The sequence below is a fragment of the Clostridium sp. J1101437_171009_A5 genome (assembly GCF_015547905.1).
In the GTDB taxonomy this organism is placed as follows: Bacteria; Bacillota; Clostridia; order Oscillospirales; family Oscillospiraceae; genus Pseudoflavonifractor_A; species Pseudoflavonifractor_A gallinarum.
Map to the genome: position 1 here is coordinate 252,992 of NZ_JADMVY010000001.1, position 16,288 is coordinate 269,279.

Sequence of the window (16,288 nt, forward strand, 5' to 3'; positions counted from 1 at the left end):
CCCTCGCTTTCTGCGGAACTGTTTGGGGGCGGGGACCATTTGGTCCCCGCCCCTTCTCTTTTCTGTGGCGCAATCCGCCCGGTTCTGCTTGTTTCTCCCGGCGCGGCATGGTATACTTGGCAGTTGACCGGTGTTTCCGGTCAGACCCCGTCATATGAAAGGAGCGTCCCATGTTTATTCTGGAACTGTTCAAGTCCCTGCTGTTCGGCGTTGTGGAGGGCATCACCGAATGGCTGCCCATCAGCTCGACCGGGCATCTCATTCTGCTGGATGAGTGCATCCAGCTGCGCGTGTCCACCGAATTTATGGATATGTACCGCTATGTCATTCAGCTGGGCGCCATTCTGGCCGTCCTGGTCCTCTTTTTTCACAAGCTCAACCCCTTCTCTCCCCGGAAAAATACCTTGCAGCGCACCCAGACCTGGACGCTCTGGGGAAAGGTCGTGCTGGCCTGTATCCCCTCGGCCGTCATCGGACTGCCTCTGAACGACTGGATGGACGCCCACCTGATGACCCCCTGGGTGGTGGCTGCCGCCCTGATCGTCTATGGTGTGGGCTTCCTGGTCATTGAAAACCGGCATGCCGCCCCCACTCTGCGCCGCACGGACGATCTCTCCTGGAAAATCGCCCTGTACATCGGTCTCTTCCAGACCCTGTCCATCATCCCCGGCACCTCCCGCTCCGGCGCCACGATCCTGGGCGCCATTCTCCTGGGCTGTGCCCGCCCGGTGGCCGCGGAGTTCTCCTTCTTCCTGGCGATCCCCACCATGGTGGGGGTCAGCGTGCTCAAGCTGGGCTCCTTCTCTGCCAAAAAGCTGATGGCCGGTCAGGCTCTCTTTACCGGAGAAGAGGCCGCCATCCTGCTGGTGGGATTCGTGGTCTCCTTCCTGGTCTCTCTGCTGTGCATCCGCTTCCTGATGGACTTCGTCAAGAAGCATGACTTCAAGCCCTTTGGCTGGTATCGCATCGTTCTGGGTGTGATCGTGCTGCTCTTCTTTGGCGCCCGCGCCCTTCTGGCAGCCTGATCCATCCACTCCTGCTTGGCAGCTATCATATCTCAACAAGATTCTTATTGCACAAAAAAGATCCACCGTTCTCCCGGTGGATCTTTTTCTTTTTAAGATACTTTTGCTCTGTATTCTATTTCTTTTCCTCCGTGGGGAGGCTTTCTCCTACCTGGTCCACCGCGTTCTTTCCCGCCTCCAGCAGCTTGGGCAGCCAGCGTGGGACCGGCGCGCCCATGGCCATGGCATTCTCCCCGATGGAGCCAAGCTCCGTAATGCAGTACCACACCAGCACCAGTGGACAGACCAGTCCGCGGTAGGTCATGGGAAGCTGGATGACCGGAAGCTGGTCCAGCACCAGGCAGATCAGCAGATCCGCCCCGGCGGCCACTAAAACCACCACGATCATACCCGCCTTATGCCAGATCCCGTCCCGGGCGGTCTGGGAGGACCACTTTCCCGCCTTGGCCGCCGCAGCCGAGCCTGTGATATAGTCCAAGCACATACAGCCCAGCCAGCCCACAACGAGCCAGCCCAACCACCCCCAGAAGGCGGTCAGACCGCCCAACAGAGCGGTCCCGGCGGCTTTCCACGCTTTCACATGATTCAGATCCATATCCATCACCTCCTTTCACTCCACTTGTGCCATAGCATGGAACGGCCCGCCGCAGCCAAGTTCCCTCCGGACCGGAGGCCGGCGCATACCCTCTATGGCAATGCTATGCTCCGCACAGCGCGAAGGTGTGCCGCGGCAGAACCTCTCGGTACGTCCCATGTTCCAATCCATCTCCATCGTACCTTCCTCTCTTTCCTCATTTCTCCGCCCTTTGGCGGTCCAATCTCCCCTCTCGGGGCTTCAGCAGATGTACTTGCGATTGCGCCAGTAGGACGGCTCATAGTAGTGGCGCAGGGTGTTGCCGATCTCCCGCGTCTCCCGGAGCATCTGACGCAGCAGCCGAAGATCGTGCTCCATCGCCTTCTGCTCCTCGGGCAGCAGCTCCGGCAGGAGGCGGCTGCGGCAGGCAATATCCTGTTTCAGCCGCTCCGCCTCCTCCAGATACCGCTCTGATAATTCCAGCAGTGTTGCCATATACTCCTCCCTTTTAGCTCTTTTTAAGATACTTTTTGTTTGAAAAAAAGAGCCATACAAAACCTTTCTTAAATATCTTGTCAGGATACCAATAGTATACTCAGCCAAAAGCATCTTGTCAAGATACTTTTGAGTTTTTCTTTGCCCATTGTGATATGCACTCCGCCGTGTTACCATACTAATCGTGTGGTGTACCCTGTTTTCCAACCCACCTTATCATTCTGAAAAGGAGGCTCTCTTCATGCCTGACCATAAAACGATCCCCCTCCGCAGTGAAATTCCGGAGGCCTATACCTGGAATACTGCCGACCTCTATCCCAAGGACGACGCGTGGCATACGGATGCCCAGCTCCTCCGCACCCAGATCGACACCCTGGGCAGCTATGCCGGGCGTCTGGGCTCCGGCGCGGATACGCTGTACGACTATGTCACACTGGAGCAGGAGGCCGGCGAGCGGCTCTCCAAGCTGTTGGACTATGCCCAGCGCAAAAGCGACGAGGATACCCGCGTAGACACCTATCAGGCCATGGTGGGCAAGGCCATGTCCCTCTATGTGGACTTCCTGCGCGCCACCGCTTTTGAGACGCCGGAGGTCCTCTCCATTCCGGAGGAGCAGCTGGAGGCCTTCTATGCCCAGAAGCCGGAGCTGACCCTCTACCGCCGCTATTTCCACAACATCCAGCGCCGCCGTGCCCATACCCTCTCGGACGCCGAGGAGCGGCTCCTGGCCGCCGCCGGTGACATGGCCCAGGCCCCGGATGACATTTTCTCCAAGCTGACCGACGCCGATCTCACCTTCCCCCCGGCGGTGGACAGCCAGGGGGTGCAGCACCCTCTCTCCAACGCCTCCTACACCCTCCTCATGGCCAGCGAGGACCGCGCCCTGCGCAAGTCGGCCTTCGAGGGGCTGTATGCCTCCTACGGCGGAATGAAGAATACCCTGGCCGCCACGCTGTCCTCCCAGGTCAAGCAGCTGCAATTCTTTGCCACCGCCCGCAAATACCCCAGCGCCCTCTCCGCCTCTCTGGACGCCAATCACGTTCCGGAATCGGTCTATCACACCCTCATCCGCACGGTCCGGGCCAATTTGGACAAGATGCACCGGTATGTCCGCCTCCGCCGGAAGCTGCTGGGGGTGGATGAGCTGCATATGTATGATGTGTATGCTCCCATGGTCTCGGGCGGTGTTACGGCCTTTCCCTACGACCAGGCCAAGGAGACCGTCTACCAGGCTATGGCTCCCCTGGGGGAAGAGTACCAGGCCATCCTCCGGGAGGCGCTGGATCACCGCTGGATCGATGTGTACGAAAACGTGGGGAAGCGCTCGGGCGGATACATGTCGGGTGCCATGGTCCATCCCTATATTCTCCTCAACTATCAGGATGATCTGGACAGCATGTTCACCCTGGCCCATGAGCTGGGGCACGCCGTCCACTCTTACCGCTCCAACCGGGACCAGCCCACGGTCTACCGGGACTATGTGATCTTTGTGGCCGAGGTGGCCTCCACCTGCAATGAGGCCCTGCTGATGGAGCATCTGCTCGCCCGTACCTCCGACAAGCGCTCCCGCGCCGTCCTCATCAACCATTTCCTGGAGCAGTTCAAGAGCACCCTCTACCGGCAGACCATGTTTGCGGAATTTGAGCTGCGCATGGGCGAGCTCGCCGCCCAAGGGGAGACCCTGACCGCCGACCTCCTGTGCCGGGAGTACAAGGCCCTCAACGAGGCCTATTTCGGTCCCGACATGGTCTCGGATGACGCCATCGCCCTGGAGTGGTCCCGCATTCCCCACTTCTACTACAACTACTATGCCTTCCAGTATGCCACCGGATATTCCGCCGCCATCGCGCTGTCCCGCCGCATCCTCTCCGGCGGGCCCCAGGCCGTGGAGGACTATCTGCACTTCCTCTCCGGCGGATGCAGCCAGGACCCCATCGACCTGCTGAAGGGCGCCGGGGTGGATATGACCTCCCCCCAGCCCATCCAATCCGCACTGGACCTGTTCGATCAGCTGCTGGATGAGATGGAGTCCCTCATGGAGGCGTAATTTTCCCAAGGCTCCGGGCGGACAAATGGGTCTGCCCGGGGCCTTTCCAAATTTATCTGTTCTTTTTTCAATTTAGGGTTGACAAACGCTCCGTGAAACGCTATAATATCCAACGTTGAGTCGCCGATCCGGCGGCGCAGTAAGTAAATATGGGGGTATAGCTCAGCTGGGAGAGCGCTTGAATGGCATTCAAGAGGTCAGCGGTTCGATCCCGCTTATCTCCACCATGAAAAGACTTGAAACTTCGGTTTCAAGTCTTTTTTCGTTGGGTGCTCTGCTAAATTGCACAAGTTTTACACTTCTCTTTTGGCTGCTCCTAGAAAATTTCACAGATACCACTTGCTTTTTTTTACACTTCGTCGTATACTCTTATTATGACTTTTGCCTTTTGGCAAACGGAGAATATGAAAGGTAGGGAATTCGGATGGACAAAGTCAAGCTTTTGTTGGTTTGCGGCAGTCCCCGCCCAAAGGCGCGTTCCGCCACCTACGCCGGTCTGATGGCTGCGATGGAGGGAGCTCAGAGCATCGATGGGGTCGAGGTGGAACTGGTGGAGCTCTTCGGCCGGAAAATCGCACCCTGCATCCATTGCAACAAGTGTCTGCGGGACGACTCGGACCGCTGCACGGTATTCCACGATGATATGGATGAACTGTATGATAAGTTCTTCCAGGCGGACGGCATCATCATCGGCTGTCCGGTCTATGATATGAACGTCACTGCCCAGCTGGCACAGTTTTACAGCCGCTTCCGCTCTTCCTGGAAGCTGAGCGTCGACAACACCTCTTTCTTCCAGTACAAGGTGGGCGCCGGTATCGTGGTGGGCGGAACCCGCAACGGCGGACAGGAGGCGGTGCTCCGCTCCATCCACAATCTGTTTTCCACTCACGGCATCAACATCTGCCCCTGCGGCGGCGGAATCTACGGCGGCGCCATGCTGTGGAATCCCGGTGACGGCTCCACGACCATGGACGATCCCATCGGCATCGATAACTGCCGGACGCTGGGCCGGAAGGTGGCCCAGGTGGCCAAGGCCCTCAAGGCCGGACACGAGATGGTGTAAAAAACGGCCGGGAACACACACTTTTTCCGATCTGAAAAAACCGGGGACAGACTGTCTGTCCCCGGTTTTTTTCACGTCCGTGTAGGGCACGGAGCTTCTCCCCCGCCCTGGTCGAATTCCTCAGAATCCGCTGTGATACCGCCGGCTTTTTCTCCACTTGACAAAGCGGTCGGTTTCTAGTACCGTTATACCCGCAAAGGGAGTGGAAAAAGGAGTGGGGGCTCTGTGAGTCAAAAGGAATTGTTTGATCTGGTCCTTCTGTTGGGGGAGACCATGCTCTCCAACGGAGGAGAAATTTTTCGCACCAATGAGCTGATGGTCTACGCCGCCCGGCAGTTCGGTCTGCGGGAGTGCAGCGTCTTTACCATCGCCAACGGTATTTTTGTCTCTGCCATTGTGGAGGGAGAGCTCTATTCCTGTCAGGTACGGCATATTCCGCTCACCCCCATCCACCTGGAGCGGGTGGAGGCCATGAACGATCTCTCCCGGCGGATTGCGGCCGGTGTGGTTGGTCCGGAGGAGGCCAAGGCCGAAGTACACCGCATTCGCGCCATCAAGGGCGCGGGGCCAGTGGCCCTCACCCTGGCTTCCGCTCTGGGCGCCGGCGGATTTGGCTTTCTCTTCGGCGGAAATCTGCGGGACTGCGCCATGTCCGCCCTGGCCGGGCTGCTGCTCTATGTGTTCATCCTCAATTTCTGCAACCGCTTCCACATCCGCAAGGTGATGACCAATATCCTCAGCAGTGCGCTGGTCACGCTGTTCTGCTGCGTGGCGCTCCACCTGGGGCTGGGAGACCATCTGGACAAGATGATCGTGGGCGCCATCTTCCCTCTGGTGCCCGGTGTGCCCCTTACCATTGCCGTACGCAATTTTATGGAAAATGATTATATCGCCGGTCTGGTCCGTCTGACGGACGCCGTACTGGTCGCCGGCTGTATCGCGGTCGGCGTGGGCTACGTCATCACGACCTGGAATACGCTCTTTGGAGGGATCGTTCTATGAATCTCACCCATTTTCTTCTGGAGCTGGTGGCCGCTGCGGTGGGCACCGTCGGCTTTTCCATTCTGTTTCAGGTAGCCCCTCGTCATTTTCCCTTCTGCGGCCTGGTAGGGGCCATCGGCTGGCTGGTTTACCGGCTGGTCCAGTGGAGCTCCGACTCTACGCCTCTGGCCACCTTTCTGGCCACCCTGGTCCTGACCGCATGCGCCCGGTGGTTCTCCACCCTGCGGCGGACGCCTACCCTGGTCTTTCTCCTCAGCGGTATCTTTACACTGGTGCCCGGAGCCTATATCTACTATACCGCGTACTATATCTTTATGAACCAGCCGGATGAGGCAGTGGCCCAGGCCTATACCACGCTGATGTTTGCCGTGGCCATCGCGCTGGGAATTTTGGTGGGCTACTCGCTCCCCGCCCGGCTCTTCGGCTGGCGGCGCAACGTCAATCCGCAGGACGGAAACAATCCGCAATGACCTTCGCCCTCTGTTTAGAAAAGCGTCCCGATCTCTCTGTGTCGATACACAGTGGAAGATCGGGACGCTTTTTTCCATTCCGTTTAGGCAAAGAGCTTTCGGCCGCTGGTACAGGGGATGTTCATCTCCTCCCGGTATTTGGCCACCGTGCGGCGGGAGATCTGACAGCCCTCCTCGGTCATCAGCTCACACAGATGCTGGTCGGAGAGGGGCTTATGCTTGTCCTCCTCGTCGATCAGCCGGCGCAGAAGGGCCTTGGCCGTATCGGGAGACATGCCCTCGCCGCCCTCCCCCAGCTTACGGGAAAAGAAATAGGAGAGGGGATAGAGCCCCTTGTCACACTGGAGGTACTTGTCCTTCACTGCCCGGCTCACCGTGGACTCATGTACCCCTACCACCTCAGCCACGTCAGACAGCGCCAGCGGCAGCAGATGCCCCGGTCCCTGGCGGAAAAATTCCTCCTGGAACTTCAAAATGCATTTCGCGCAGGACAGCAGCGTACTGCGCCGCTGCTCGATGCTCCGCATGACCCATTTGGCCTGGCGCACTTTATCGGACAGATAATTCTGTACCTCCTGCTCTCCGCATTCCCGGAGCATCCGGGTATAATACCCGCTCAGGCTCAACTCCGGAAAGCACTGGTCATTGGGATATACTTCAAAATGGTCATACTCCCACACCACCCGGAGATCGGGCGTGATGTAGTGGGGCGCCTCCCGACCGGCAAACCCCGCGCCCGGGCGCGGATTCAGGGTGCGGATACGGTCACAGGCCGTCCGCACCTTCTGGGCATCGGCTCCCACACGCCGGGCGATCAAGCCGTACTGGTTGCGGGCCAGCGGCTCCAGACATTCCTGGGCGATCCGCAGGGCAAGCAGATCTCTGGGATAGAGCCGCCGCAGCTGGATACACAGGCACTCGGACAGATTGCGCGCGCCCACCCCCGCAGGCTCCAGACTCTGGAGCTGACGCAGTCCCTCCTCCAGATCGGCCATCGGCAGACCGGAATCCTCGGCCAGGACTTCCAGTGATTCATCCAGCCAGCCGCTGCGGTCCAGACTCTCGGCCAGGAAGATCACACTCTCCCGGATGGCGGGATCCAACTCCATCCCGCGGATCTGAAAGAGGATGTGCGCATACAGCGTCTCCTCCTCCCCCTGGTCCACGCCGTAATTCTCCAGCGGGCGGTCCTCGTCATCCTGTTGGTAGTAAGTACGGTTCTGCCGGTCATTGCTCTCCAGCCACTCCAGCTTCCGCCGGAGGAGCTCCCCGTCCTCTTCCCCCGAGTCAAAGCGGTCCTCCCGCTCCAGCACCGGGTTCTCCTGAAGGGTCTTGTCCACAAATTCCATCAGTTCCTGTGTCCCCATCTGGAGGATCTCCATGGACTGCATCATCAGGGGAGAGAGCGTCTGTGTCTGTTTTTGTACAAGGTTCAGTTCCATTCATCTCACCACTTGGCGGCAGCCCCATGGCACCGCATCTCTTTCTCTACCAATTCTCTTGCTTTTTTGCCTAATAAATCCAGCTAATATACCGGATTCCTGCGCTATTCTCGACATAGTATAGCATGGCCCTGTACATATTTCAATTCCCATTTATGAGTTGGCACATAATTTGCTGTTTTCCCATCCGTTTGATAAGATAATCTACATTCGTTGTTTATCTTGACATGTGTTGTTTTGCGTGCTATGCTATCTCACACCATCCCAGGCACACCGGAAAGGAGCATCCCTATGACGCAAACAATCCGCCGTTCCAAGGAGGACCTGCGGCAAAAACGTACCCGGCACCTGCTGGTGCAGGCTCTGGTCGCACTGCTGGAGGAGCAATCCTTCTCCTCCCTCTCCGTGGTGGACATCTGCCAGCGCGCCATGGTCCACCGCACGACCTTCTATGCCCATTTTGAGGATAAACAGGCGCTGCTGCACTATACCATCGAAAGCATCCTCCAGGAATTTGAGATCTCGGCAGCCTCTCCCTCCCTCTCTCCGCACGACTTCTTCCTGGCCGTGGCCCACAGCGCGCTGGTTTTTCTCAGCCAGCACCGCAGCCTGTTCCAGGTGGGACTGGGCACGCAGGATCACTTCGGCGCCCTGGCGCTGGAATCCACCCTGTCTCAGCGCATGTCCCAACATTTGACCCAGCCCTCTTTTCAAGGTATTTTGGGCGATCTGAATCCCGAAATCACGGCTCATTTCTATGCCGGCGCAATGGCGAGCCTCGTCTACTGGTGGGTGGAGCACAATATGCCCGTGACCGAAGAGGTCCTGGTACGCCATCTGGACCACTTCCTGCCCGGCCGATCCATCTGTGCGGAGAAAGGCTGACCGATGTCTCAGAGTAAAAACAGTGAAACCTTCCTTATCAAGCTCGCCCGCTTCATCGTAGACAAGCGCAAGGCGCTCTATCTGGTCTTTCTGGCGGCCAGCATCTTCTGTGCTGCTTCCATCAACAAGGTGCAGATCAACAATGACATCACCTCCTATCTCCCCGCCGACACCGAGACCCGCCGGGGCCTCACCATCATGGAGGAGGAGTTCGTCACCCTGGGCACCGCAAATGTCATGGTGTCCAACATCACCTTTGAGCAGGCAGATGCCCTCTCACAGCATATTTCCCAGATCGAAGGGGTCTCCGAGGTGGTCTTTGATCACACAGAGGAGCACTACAAGGACTCCTCCGCCCTCTTCTCCGTCACCTTTGACGGGGAGGAGACCGACCCCGATACCGTGGCGGCCATGGAGTCCATCAATACCCTTCTGGAGGGCTATGACGCCTATCCCTCCACCACGGTGGGCCGGGATATTTCGGTCAGCCTCCAGAAGGAGATGTCGGTCATTCTGCTCATCGCGGCGGCCGTCATCGTGATCGTGCTGACCTTCACCTCCAAGAGCTATATGGAGGTCCCCGTTTACCTCATTGTCTTTGCCGTGGCCGCCATTTTGAACATGGGGACCAACTTCATCTTCGGCACCATCTCCTTTATCACAAACTCCATTGCCATTGTCCTTCAGCTGGCGCTGGCCATTGACTACGCCATCATCTTCTGCCACCGCTATATGGAGGAGCGGGACAACGGACTGGACGCCCGGGAGGCCGACATCACCGCCCTCTCCAAGGCCATTTTGGAGATCTCCTCCTCCAGCCTCACCACCATCTCCGGTCTGGTGGCCCTGATGCTCATGCAGCTGCGCATCGGCTTTGATATGGGCATCGTCCTGGCCAAGGGCATCGTATGCAGCATGCTGTGCGTCTTCCTGCTCATGCCCGGTCTGCTGATGCTCTTCCATACCCCCATCGAGCGCACCCGGCACCGGAATCTGGTTCCCAAGATCACCTTCTGGGGCCAGGGCGTGGTCAAGCTGCGTTTTCTGCTTCCCCCCATCTTCCTGGTGGTGGTGATCGTCTGCGCGGTCCTCTCCAATGGCTGCGACTATGTCTTTATCGACACGGACACCGACTTTGACAACAAGCCCGAGTGGCGCATTGCCGACGAGAAGGTGGCCGACACCTTTGGCCAGACCAATACCATCGCCCTTCTGGTCCCCCGGGGCGACTACGAGAAGGAGGGCCAGGTCCTCCGGCAGGTGGAAGCCCTCCCCAACATCACCTCGGCCACGGGCCTTGCCAATATCGAGGTGGAGGACGGTACTTATCTGACCGACCAGCTCACCCCCCGCCAGTTTGCAGAGCTGGCCGGCGTGGATGTGGAGCTGGCCCGGCTTCTCTATCAGGCCTACGGCCTCTCCAACGAGGAATACGGGGCCATCTTCCAGGACGTGGACCAATACACAGCCCCCCTGGTGGACGTCTTTGAGTTCCTGTTAGAGCAAAAGGACAAGGGCGTGGTCTCCCTGAGCGGAGAGCAGGCCCGGGAGGTGGAGGACCTCCAGGAGACACTGGACGCCGGGCTCAAGCAGCTGCGGGGCGAACACTGGTCCCGCCTGGTCTTTGTGGCCGATCTCCCCCAGGAGGGCGAAGAGACCTATGCCCTCCTGGATCAGATCCGCAGCATCGCCAAAGCCCACTACGGTGACGATGTGGTGCTGGTGGGCAACTCCACCAACGCCTTCGACCTCTCCAGCTCCTTCTCCGGTGACAACCTGAAGATCAGCATTTTGACCGCCCTGTTCGTCATGGTCATCCTGCTCTTTACCTTCAAGTCCGCCGGACTTCCCATCCTGCTGGTGCTGACCATCCAGGGCTCGATCTGGATCAACTTCTCCTTCCCCGCTCTCACGGGGACCAACATGTTCTTCCTCAGCTATCTGGTGGTCTCCTCCATTCAGATGGGCGCCACCATCGACTACGCCATCGTCATCACCAACCGCTATCTGGATCTCAAGACCCGGATGGACCGCAGGGAGGCGGTGGTCCAGGCCCTGAACCAGAGCTTCCCCACGGTACTCACCTCGGGCAGCGTCATGTCGGTGGCCGGCTTCCTCATCGGCAATATCTCCACGGACGCCACCATCGGCTCGGTGGGGCTGGCCCTCGGACGGGGCACCCTCACCTCCATCCTGCTGGTCATGACCGTCCTGCCCCAGCTCCTGCTGCTGGGTGACGCCCTCATTGAGCGCACCGCCATCACCCTCAACCGGGACCGGAAGCAGCGCTTCAACCAGGGCACCATGCGCCTGGATGGCCATGTCCGGGGGCATGTCTCCGGCTTCATCGACGGCGAGTTCAAGGGCGTGCTCCACGGCAGTGTGGACGCCCTCATCGAGAGCCATTACCAGAAACCCGATCTCTTACAGGAGGAAGACCATGAAGACCATCCTTAAACGTTCCGCGGCGGCGCTGCTCTCCCTGGTCCTCTGCCTGAGTCTGCTCCCTCCCGCCTGGGCTGCCGGGGATACCCTTTCTATCTCCAGCATCACCGATTTTCTAGACTTTGCTCAGTCCTGCCAGAGTGACGCCTATTCCAAAGGGCTGACCGTGGAGCTTCAGACCGATCTGGATCTCTCGGGCAGCGGATTTACCTCTATCCCGGTCTTCTGTGGTACCTTCCACGGAAACGGCCACAAGATCACTCACTTCTACCACACCCAGCGGGGTTCCCAGGCCGGCCTGTTCCGCCGCATCGAGGCGGGCGCGGTGGTCTCCGATCTGACGGTGGAGGACGCCGTCCTCGCCCCGGATGGGTCCCGCTCCGATGTGGGAATTCTGGTTGGACAGAATCGCGGCACACTTGCTAACTGCACCGTCTCCGGCCAGGTGGAGGGAGAGAGCCGGGTGGGCGGACTGGCCGGCATCAACGAGGCCGGCGGCGTGATCCGCGGCTGCACCAACCAGGCCGAGGTAAAGGCCTCCGCCGACGCCGGTGGAATCGTCGGGCACAACGACGGGCTCGTGGAGCACTGTGTGAACCACGGCCCCGTCAACCAGGACGGCGAAGCCAGCGCACCCAGCAACACCGGCGGCATCGCCGGCCGTTCCACCGGCACCATCCAGTTCTGTGAAAATGACGCCGACCTGGGATACCCCCATCTGGGCTACAACACCGGCGGCATCGTGGGGCTCCAGAGCGGAGCGGTGGTCTCCTGCCGCAACACGGGGAGCATCTTCGGCCGCAAGGATGTGGGCGGCATCGTGGGACAGCTGGAGCCCCATGTGGAGCTCTCTTTCGGGACGGACCCCATGGAGGAATTGGATGCGGCCCTCTCCAACCTCTCCGGGCAGATGCAGACCCTCTCTGACCAGCTCAGTGACGCCGTTGGAGACGCCGCCCAAGATACCCAGGCCATCAGCGACGCCATGGACGCCATCCGGGATCGGACACATGCCGCCGGTACCGAGGGAATGGAAGATGCGGATGCCGCCATCCAGACCATCTATACCGCCTCACAGTCCATGGGCCAGGCCCTGGACCTCCTGCTGGACTGCACCGATTCCTTCCGGGCCGACGCCGAGCGGCAGCTCAGCGCCATGGACAAATCCATCTCGGACCTGCGCACCGCGGCCGATCACCTGGCGGGAGATGCCGATGCCGGTCTTACCGACGCCTTTGACACCCTGGAAAGTGACCTCTCCCGCATCCAGCGGGAGGTGGACCAGGGGATCGGCGGCAATCTGGACGCCCTCCACCGCGATTTGGAGCAGCTCCAGAACTTTGTGAAAGATGTGGCGCGCATCGTCAGCGGGGATGGCTCGCTGAGCGAAAAGCTCGCCGCCCTGCGGGAGGCAGCCGATGCCATCCAGAGCGTGGACATCCGCGGCCATCTGGACGGTATCCGCACTGCCATCGGCAACATCGCCTCCATCAGCAAGAGCCTCAGCTCTTCCCTCAACCGCATCTATCAGGACACCAGTGACGACCTTCAGGAGGACTGGGACGATGCCGATGCCGCTCTCTCCGCCCTGGACAAGGCCACCGATGCCCTGCGGAAGAGCGCTTCCGCCTATGGGCAGTCCGCCAGTGACTCCCTCCATACGGTGAGCACCCAGACCGATCTCATCTCTGACACCCTCAAAGCCTATTGGGACACCGCCAGCGACAAGGGACAGAGTGCGGCCGACGACATTGATGCCCAGCTCTCCCTGATCCACGACCAGGTGGAGAAGATGACCAGCGGCGCCTCCTCGGTCAATCAGGACGTCCACACCACCACGACCGCCATCCTCACCCAGCTGGATGTGGCCCGGGCCGCCATCCGGGCGCTGACCGACCAGCCGAAAAAGACGGTGGAGGACATCTCCGCCGACCATGCGGACACCGGTCCGGGCCGAATCAGCACCTGTACCAATACCGGCGTCATCCAGGCCGATGCCAATGTGGGTGGGATCGCCGGTATGGTCTCCCTGGAGCTGGGGGAGGACCCGGAGCAGGATCTGGACCTGGAGGATGAGCAGGTCCTGGTGGACACCACAGTCCTGCTCACCGCCACCGTTCTGGGCTGCCGCAACGACGGAGATATCACCGCCAAAAAGGACTCGGCCGGCGGCATTGTTGGCCGGGGCGAGGTAGGCGCCATCCTCCAGTGCGTCAGCCGCAGCCGCGTGGAGACGGATGACGCCGGACAGGCCGGCGGGATCGCCGGGCTCTCCCGCTCGGTCATCCGGGACTGTGCCGCCCAGGCCGAGCTGAAGGGCGGCGACGCCCTGGGCGGGATCGCCGGCGAGGGCCGGGACATTTCCGGCTGTCTCGCCATGACCGTCATCGACAGTTCCGGCGAACAGCTGGGCGCCGTGGCCGGGACCGCTGACGGCACGGTCTCTGAGAACTACTTCCTCCAGGAAGAGCTGGGGGGCGTGGACGGCATGAGCTACACCGGCCAGGCCGAAGGGCTCTCCTACGAGGCCTTCTCCGCACTGCCCGATCTGCCCGCCGATTTTCTGGACTTCCAGGTCTCCTTTGTCTCCAACGGAACGGTGATCCGCTCCATTCCTGTGGAATACGGCGGCAGCATAGACCCCTCGAACATCCCCGACGTCCCCGTCTGGGAAGGGCGCTACGGCACCTGGGAGGACTTCCCCCAGGTCAATCTCCGCCGCAGCGTCACGGTCCACGCGGTCTATGACAACTGGACCACCACCATCTCCTCGGGCGGCACACAGCCCCTGCTCCTGGCCGAGGGCAGCTTTTCACCTGCGGCCCGTTTGAGCATTGCCGACTGGAACTGTGACGCCGCCCTGCTCCCCTCCGGCCTCAAGGTGCTGGACAGCACTTCCTACGACATCACCGATCCCGACGCGGAGGTCCCCTCCCAAGTCACACTGCGCCTGCGCAGTGAGGATCCCTCCGCCCGGGTCTTCCTCCTGGAGGACGGAGCTCTGACCGAGCTGGATGCCACCGTGGACGGCAGCTATCTGGTCTGTTCCGCGCCCTCCTCCGGTTCCCTCCTTCTGGCCGTCAAGCCGGGTCCCTCCCTCCCCCTGCTGATCGGCTGCGGCGGGGGCGTCCTTCTTCTGCTGGCCGGCGGCCTGCTCCTCTTCCGGCGTCGGCGCGGCACGCCCCGGAGCACTCCGGCGGCCGAAACCGAGCAACCTTCCGCACCGGTATAAGAACAAAAAAGCGGGCCGTCTGCTTTCCGGCAGACGGCCCGCTCTCTTGCACTCTGTTCAGTTTTCCTCCCGGCGGGGCATCCGGGAGAGCTTTACGCAGGCCATGATGACGCCCACCAGGAACCAGTAGATAAACATATTCCGGGGATAGAACCAGGTGTACTCGGCAAAGCCGATCACCAGAATCCCGCAGAAGGCTCCCAGGGCGGCGGCCAGCATATGGCGCACTCGCTTGTCCATGGTCTGATAGTACTGCTTCACGCCGGTCTTGAGGGTGTAGGCCAGCACAGCCAGATAGCTCAAAAAGCCCCAGATTCCCGTCTCGCCCCACATCTGGAGGTAATTGTTGTGGGTGTGGATGGGGAAACTTCCATCAAACATGGCCGGGTAGGCGTGGAAGGCCTGCTTCATCACGTCGGAGCCCAGGCCCACGCCCTTGTACCAGTAGTCGTTCATCAGATCCCGGGCCGCGTCGTAGATGGCAAAGCGGTACCGGGTGGAGGAATCCTTCATATTGCCGATGGTGAGGATCCGGTTATAGATGGTCTCCGGCAGGAAGGGGATGGCGCACAGGCCGGCCACCAGCATCACCGGCACCAGGCGCCAGTTCTCCAGGGCGATGAACACGCACACCGCCAGGGCCAAACCGATCCAGCCCGAGCGGGAGTAGGTCAGGCCGATGGCCGCCAAACAGGGCAGCAGCGCCACAAAGGACCAGAGTTTTCCACGCCAGGTCTTGGCGGCCATCAGAATGCCCAGATCCAGCGGGATGAGCATGACCAGAAGCTCGGCGAAGTTATTGGGGTTATCAAAGAAGGAGTAGACCCGCCCGGGCATGCCGTAGTTGACGGTCATGTCCTGCTGGGAGGCCACGATCTCCACGCCCACATAGCCCTGATAGCAGCCATACAGGGCGGCCACCGTGATTCCGGCCACCGCCAGCGCCACCATCAGCCGGAGCTGCTCATACCGCTTCACCGAGCTGACCACCAGCACCACGATGAGGAAGGAGATCACATGGAACGAGAAGAAACGCATGGACAGGCGGGTGGACAGACTGGCCACCAGCGCACAGCCGATGCACATGAGATAGAAGAGCATATAGGGCCCGAAGATGGCGCTCTCCAGATGGTGCTTGGGCCGGGATGCACTCCCCACCACAAAGAGGGCGGTCACACCTACCGCGCCCAGCAGGCCGTAGGCATTGTTCCAGATCTGGTGGGGGGCGATCAGCATCACCAGCAGGAAGAGGCCCATCAGGAAGAAGCTGGCCCCGCCCATGGCGGAGAGGGCACGGAAGACCAGGCTTCCGTCCCACACCCCCTTCCCCACCCGGTAGATCCACCGGACCAGGGTACAGGGCAGGTTTAAAATCAGGGTGAAGAGAGAGCAGGATACGCTCTCCCGCCAGCTTTTGGGCAGGGTGCCCTCCCGCCAGACGAACTGGCACAGGGCGCTTCCCTGCACCCAGCGGCAGATGGCCCGGCCCATCCGGGCAAACACCCGCCCCACAGCGCTCTCCCCCCAGGCCCCGGCAAGGACCTGCCAGATTCCCAGAAGGAAGCGCAGCAAGATACTGTTTTCTGCAATTGACATGGGATTCTCCTT

Annotated in this window: 12 protein-coding genes and 1 tRNA gene; 9 read left to right on the forward strand and 4 right to left on the reverse strand. The window is 60.4% G+C overall.

The window, feature by feature from the left end; translation table 11 throughout:
- The first annotated feature begins 170 nt into the window (after nucleotides 1–170).
- Nucleotides 171–1,025, forward strand: coding sequence for an undecaprenyl-diphosphate phosphatase (locus I2C21_RS01380; RefSeq protein WP_207730553.1), 855 nt, complete (start codon nucleotides 171–173; stop codon nucleotides 1,023–1,025).
- Nucleotides 1,026–1,140: 115 nt separating this feature from the next.
- Here I2C21_RS01380 and I2C21_RS01385 read toward each other — a convergent pair whose 3' ends face one another.
- The gene (locus I2C21_RS01385; protein ID WP_195278309.1) at nucleotides 1,141–1,620 is read right to left on the reverse strand and encodes a phage holin family protein; all 480 of its coding nucleotides are present in this window, start codon (nucleotides 1,618–1,620) and stop codon (nucleotides 1,141–1,143) included.
- Between the two features lie 240 nt (nucleotides 1,621–1,860).
- The gene (locus tag I2C21_RS01390; RefSeq protein ID WP_101693509.1) at nucleotides 1,861–2,094 is read right to left on the reverse strand and encodes a hypothetical protein; all 234 of its coding nucleotides are present in this window, start codon (nucleotides 2,092–2,094) and stop codon (nucleotides 1,861–1,863) included.
- A 241-nt stretch (nucleotides 2,095–2,335) separates the two neighbouring features.
- On the opposite strand from I2C21_RS01390, the gene pepF reads away from it, so the two are divergent.
- The 5 genes from pepF to I2C21_RS01415 all read left to right on the forward strand — a co-directional run bounded on the left by pepF (nucleotide 2,336) and on the right by I2C21_RS01415 (nucleotide 6,676).
- Complete coding sequence (gene pepF / locus I2C21_RS01395) at nucleotides 2,336–4,141, forward strand: oligoendopeptidase F (RefSeq protein WP_195278310.1); 1,806 nt, start codon at nucleotides 2,336–2,338, stop codon at nucleotides 4,139–4,141.
- A gap of 151 nt (nucleotides 4,142–4,292) precedes the next feature.
- Nucleotides 4,293–4,368, forward strand: a tRNA-Ala gene (locus I2C21_RS01400).
- Between the two features lie 197 nt (nucleotides 4,369–4,565).
- On the forward strand, nucleotides 4,566–5,204 hold the full coding sequence (locus tag I2C21_RS01405; protein WP_195278311.1) for a flavodoxin family protein: 639 nt from the start codon (nucleotides 4,566–4,568) through the stop codon (nucleotides 5,202–5,204).
- Between the two features lie 225 nt (nucleotides 5,205–5,429).
- The gene (locus I2C21_RS01410; protein ID WP_353654757.1) at nucleotides 5,430–6,206 is read left to right on the forward strand and encodes a threonine/serine exporter family protein; all 777 of its coding nucleotides are present in this window, start codon (nucleotides 5,430–5,432) and stop codon (nucleotides 6,204–6,206) included.
- Nucleotides 6,203–6,676, forward strand: coding sequence for a threonine/serine exporter family protein (locus tag I2C21_RS01415; RefSeq protein WP_101693512.1), 474 nt, complete (start codon nucleotides 6,203–6,205; stop codon nucleotides 6,674–6,676). Before I2C21_RS01410 ends, I2C21_RS01415 begins: the two co-directional genes overlap by 4 nt.
- A gap of 83 nt (nucleotides 6,677–6,759) precedes the next feature.
- Here the strand turns inward: I2C21_RS01415 and rpoN are convergent, their stop codons facing one another.
- The gene (gene rpoN / locus I2C21_RS01420; RefSeq protein WP_195278312.1) at nucleotides 6,760–8,118 is read right to left on the reverse strand and encodes an RNA polymerase factor sigma-54; all 1,359 of its coding nucleotides are present in this window, start codon (nucleotides 8,116–8,118) and stop codon (nucleotides 6,760–6,762) included.
- A 291-nt stretch (nucleotides 8,119–8,409) separates the two neighbouring features.
- On the opposite strand from rpoN, the gene I2C21_RS01425 reads away from it, so the two are divergent.
- Genes I2C21_RS01425 through I2C21_RS01435 form a run of 3 tightly spaced genes read left to right on the forward strand, consistent with a single transcriptional unit; the run spans nucleotide 8,410 to nucleotide 14,680 of the window.
- Nucleotides 8,410–9,003, forward strand: a complete 594-nt coding sequence (locus tag I2C21_RS01425) for a TetR/AcrR family transcriptional regulator (RefSeq protein WP_193537653.1) — start codon at nucleotides 8,410–8,412, stop codon at nucleotides 9,001–9,003.
- A gap of 3 nt (nucleotides 9,004–9,006) precedes the next feature.
- A complete protein-coding gene (locus I2C21_RS01430) occupies nucleotides 9,007–11,460 on the forward strand; it encodes an efflux RND transporter permease subunit (RefSeq protein ID WP_195278313.1) in 2,454 nt (817 codons plus the stop codon).
- Nucleotides 11,444–14,680, forward strand: a complete 3,237-nt coding sequence (locus tag I2C21_RS01435; protein WP_195278314.1) for a GLUG motif-containing protein — start codon at nucleotides 11,444–11,446, stop codon at nucleotides 14,678–14,680. Before I2C21_RS01430 ends, I2C21_RS01435 begins: the two co-directional genes overlap by 17 nt.
- A gap of 57 nt (nucleotides 14,681–14,737) precedes the next feature.
- Here I2C21_RS01435 and I2C21_RS01440 read toward each other — a convergent pair whose 3' ends face one another.
- Nucleotides 14,738–16,276, reverse strand: coding sequence for an O-antigen ligase family protein (locus tag I2C21_RS01440; RefSeq protein WP_195278315.1), 1,539 nt, complete (start codon nucleotides 16,274–16,276; stop codon nucleotides 14,738–14,740).
- Nucleotides 16,277–16,288: the final 12 nt, after the last annotated feature.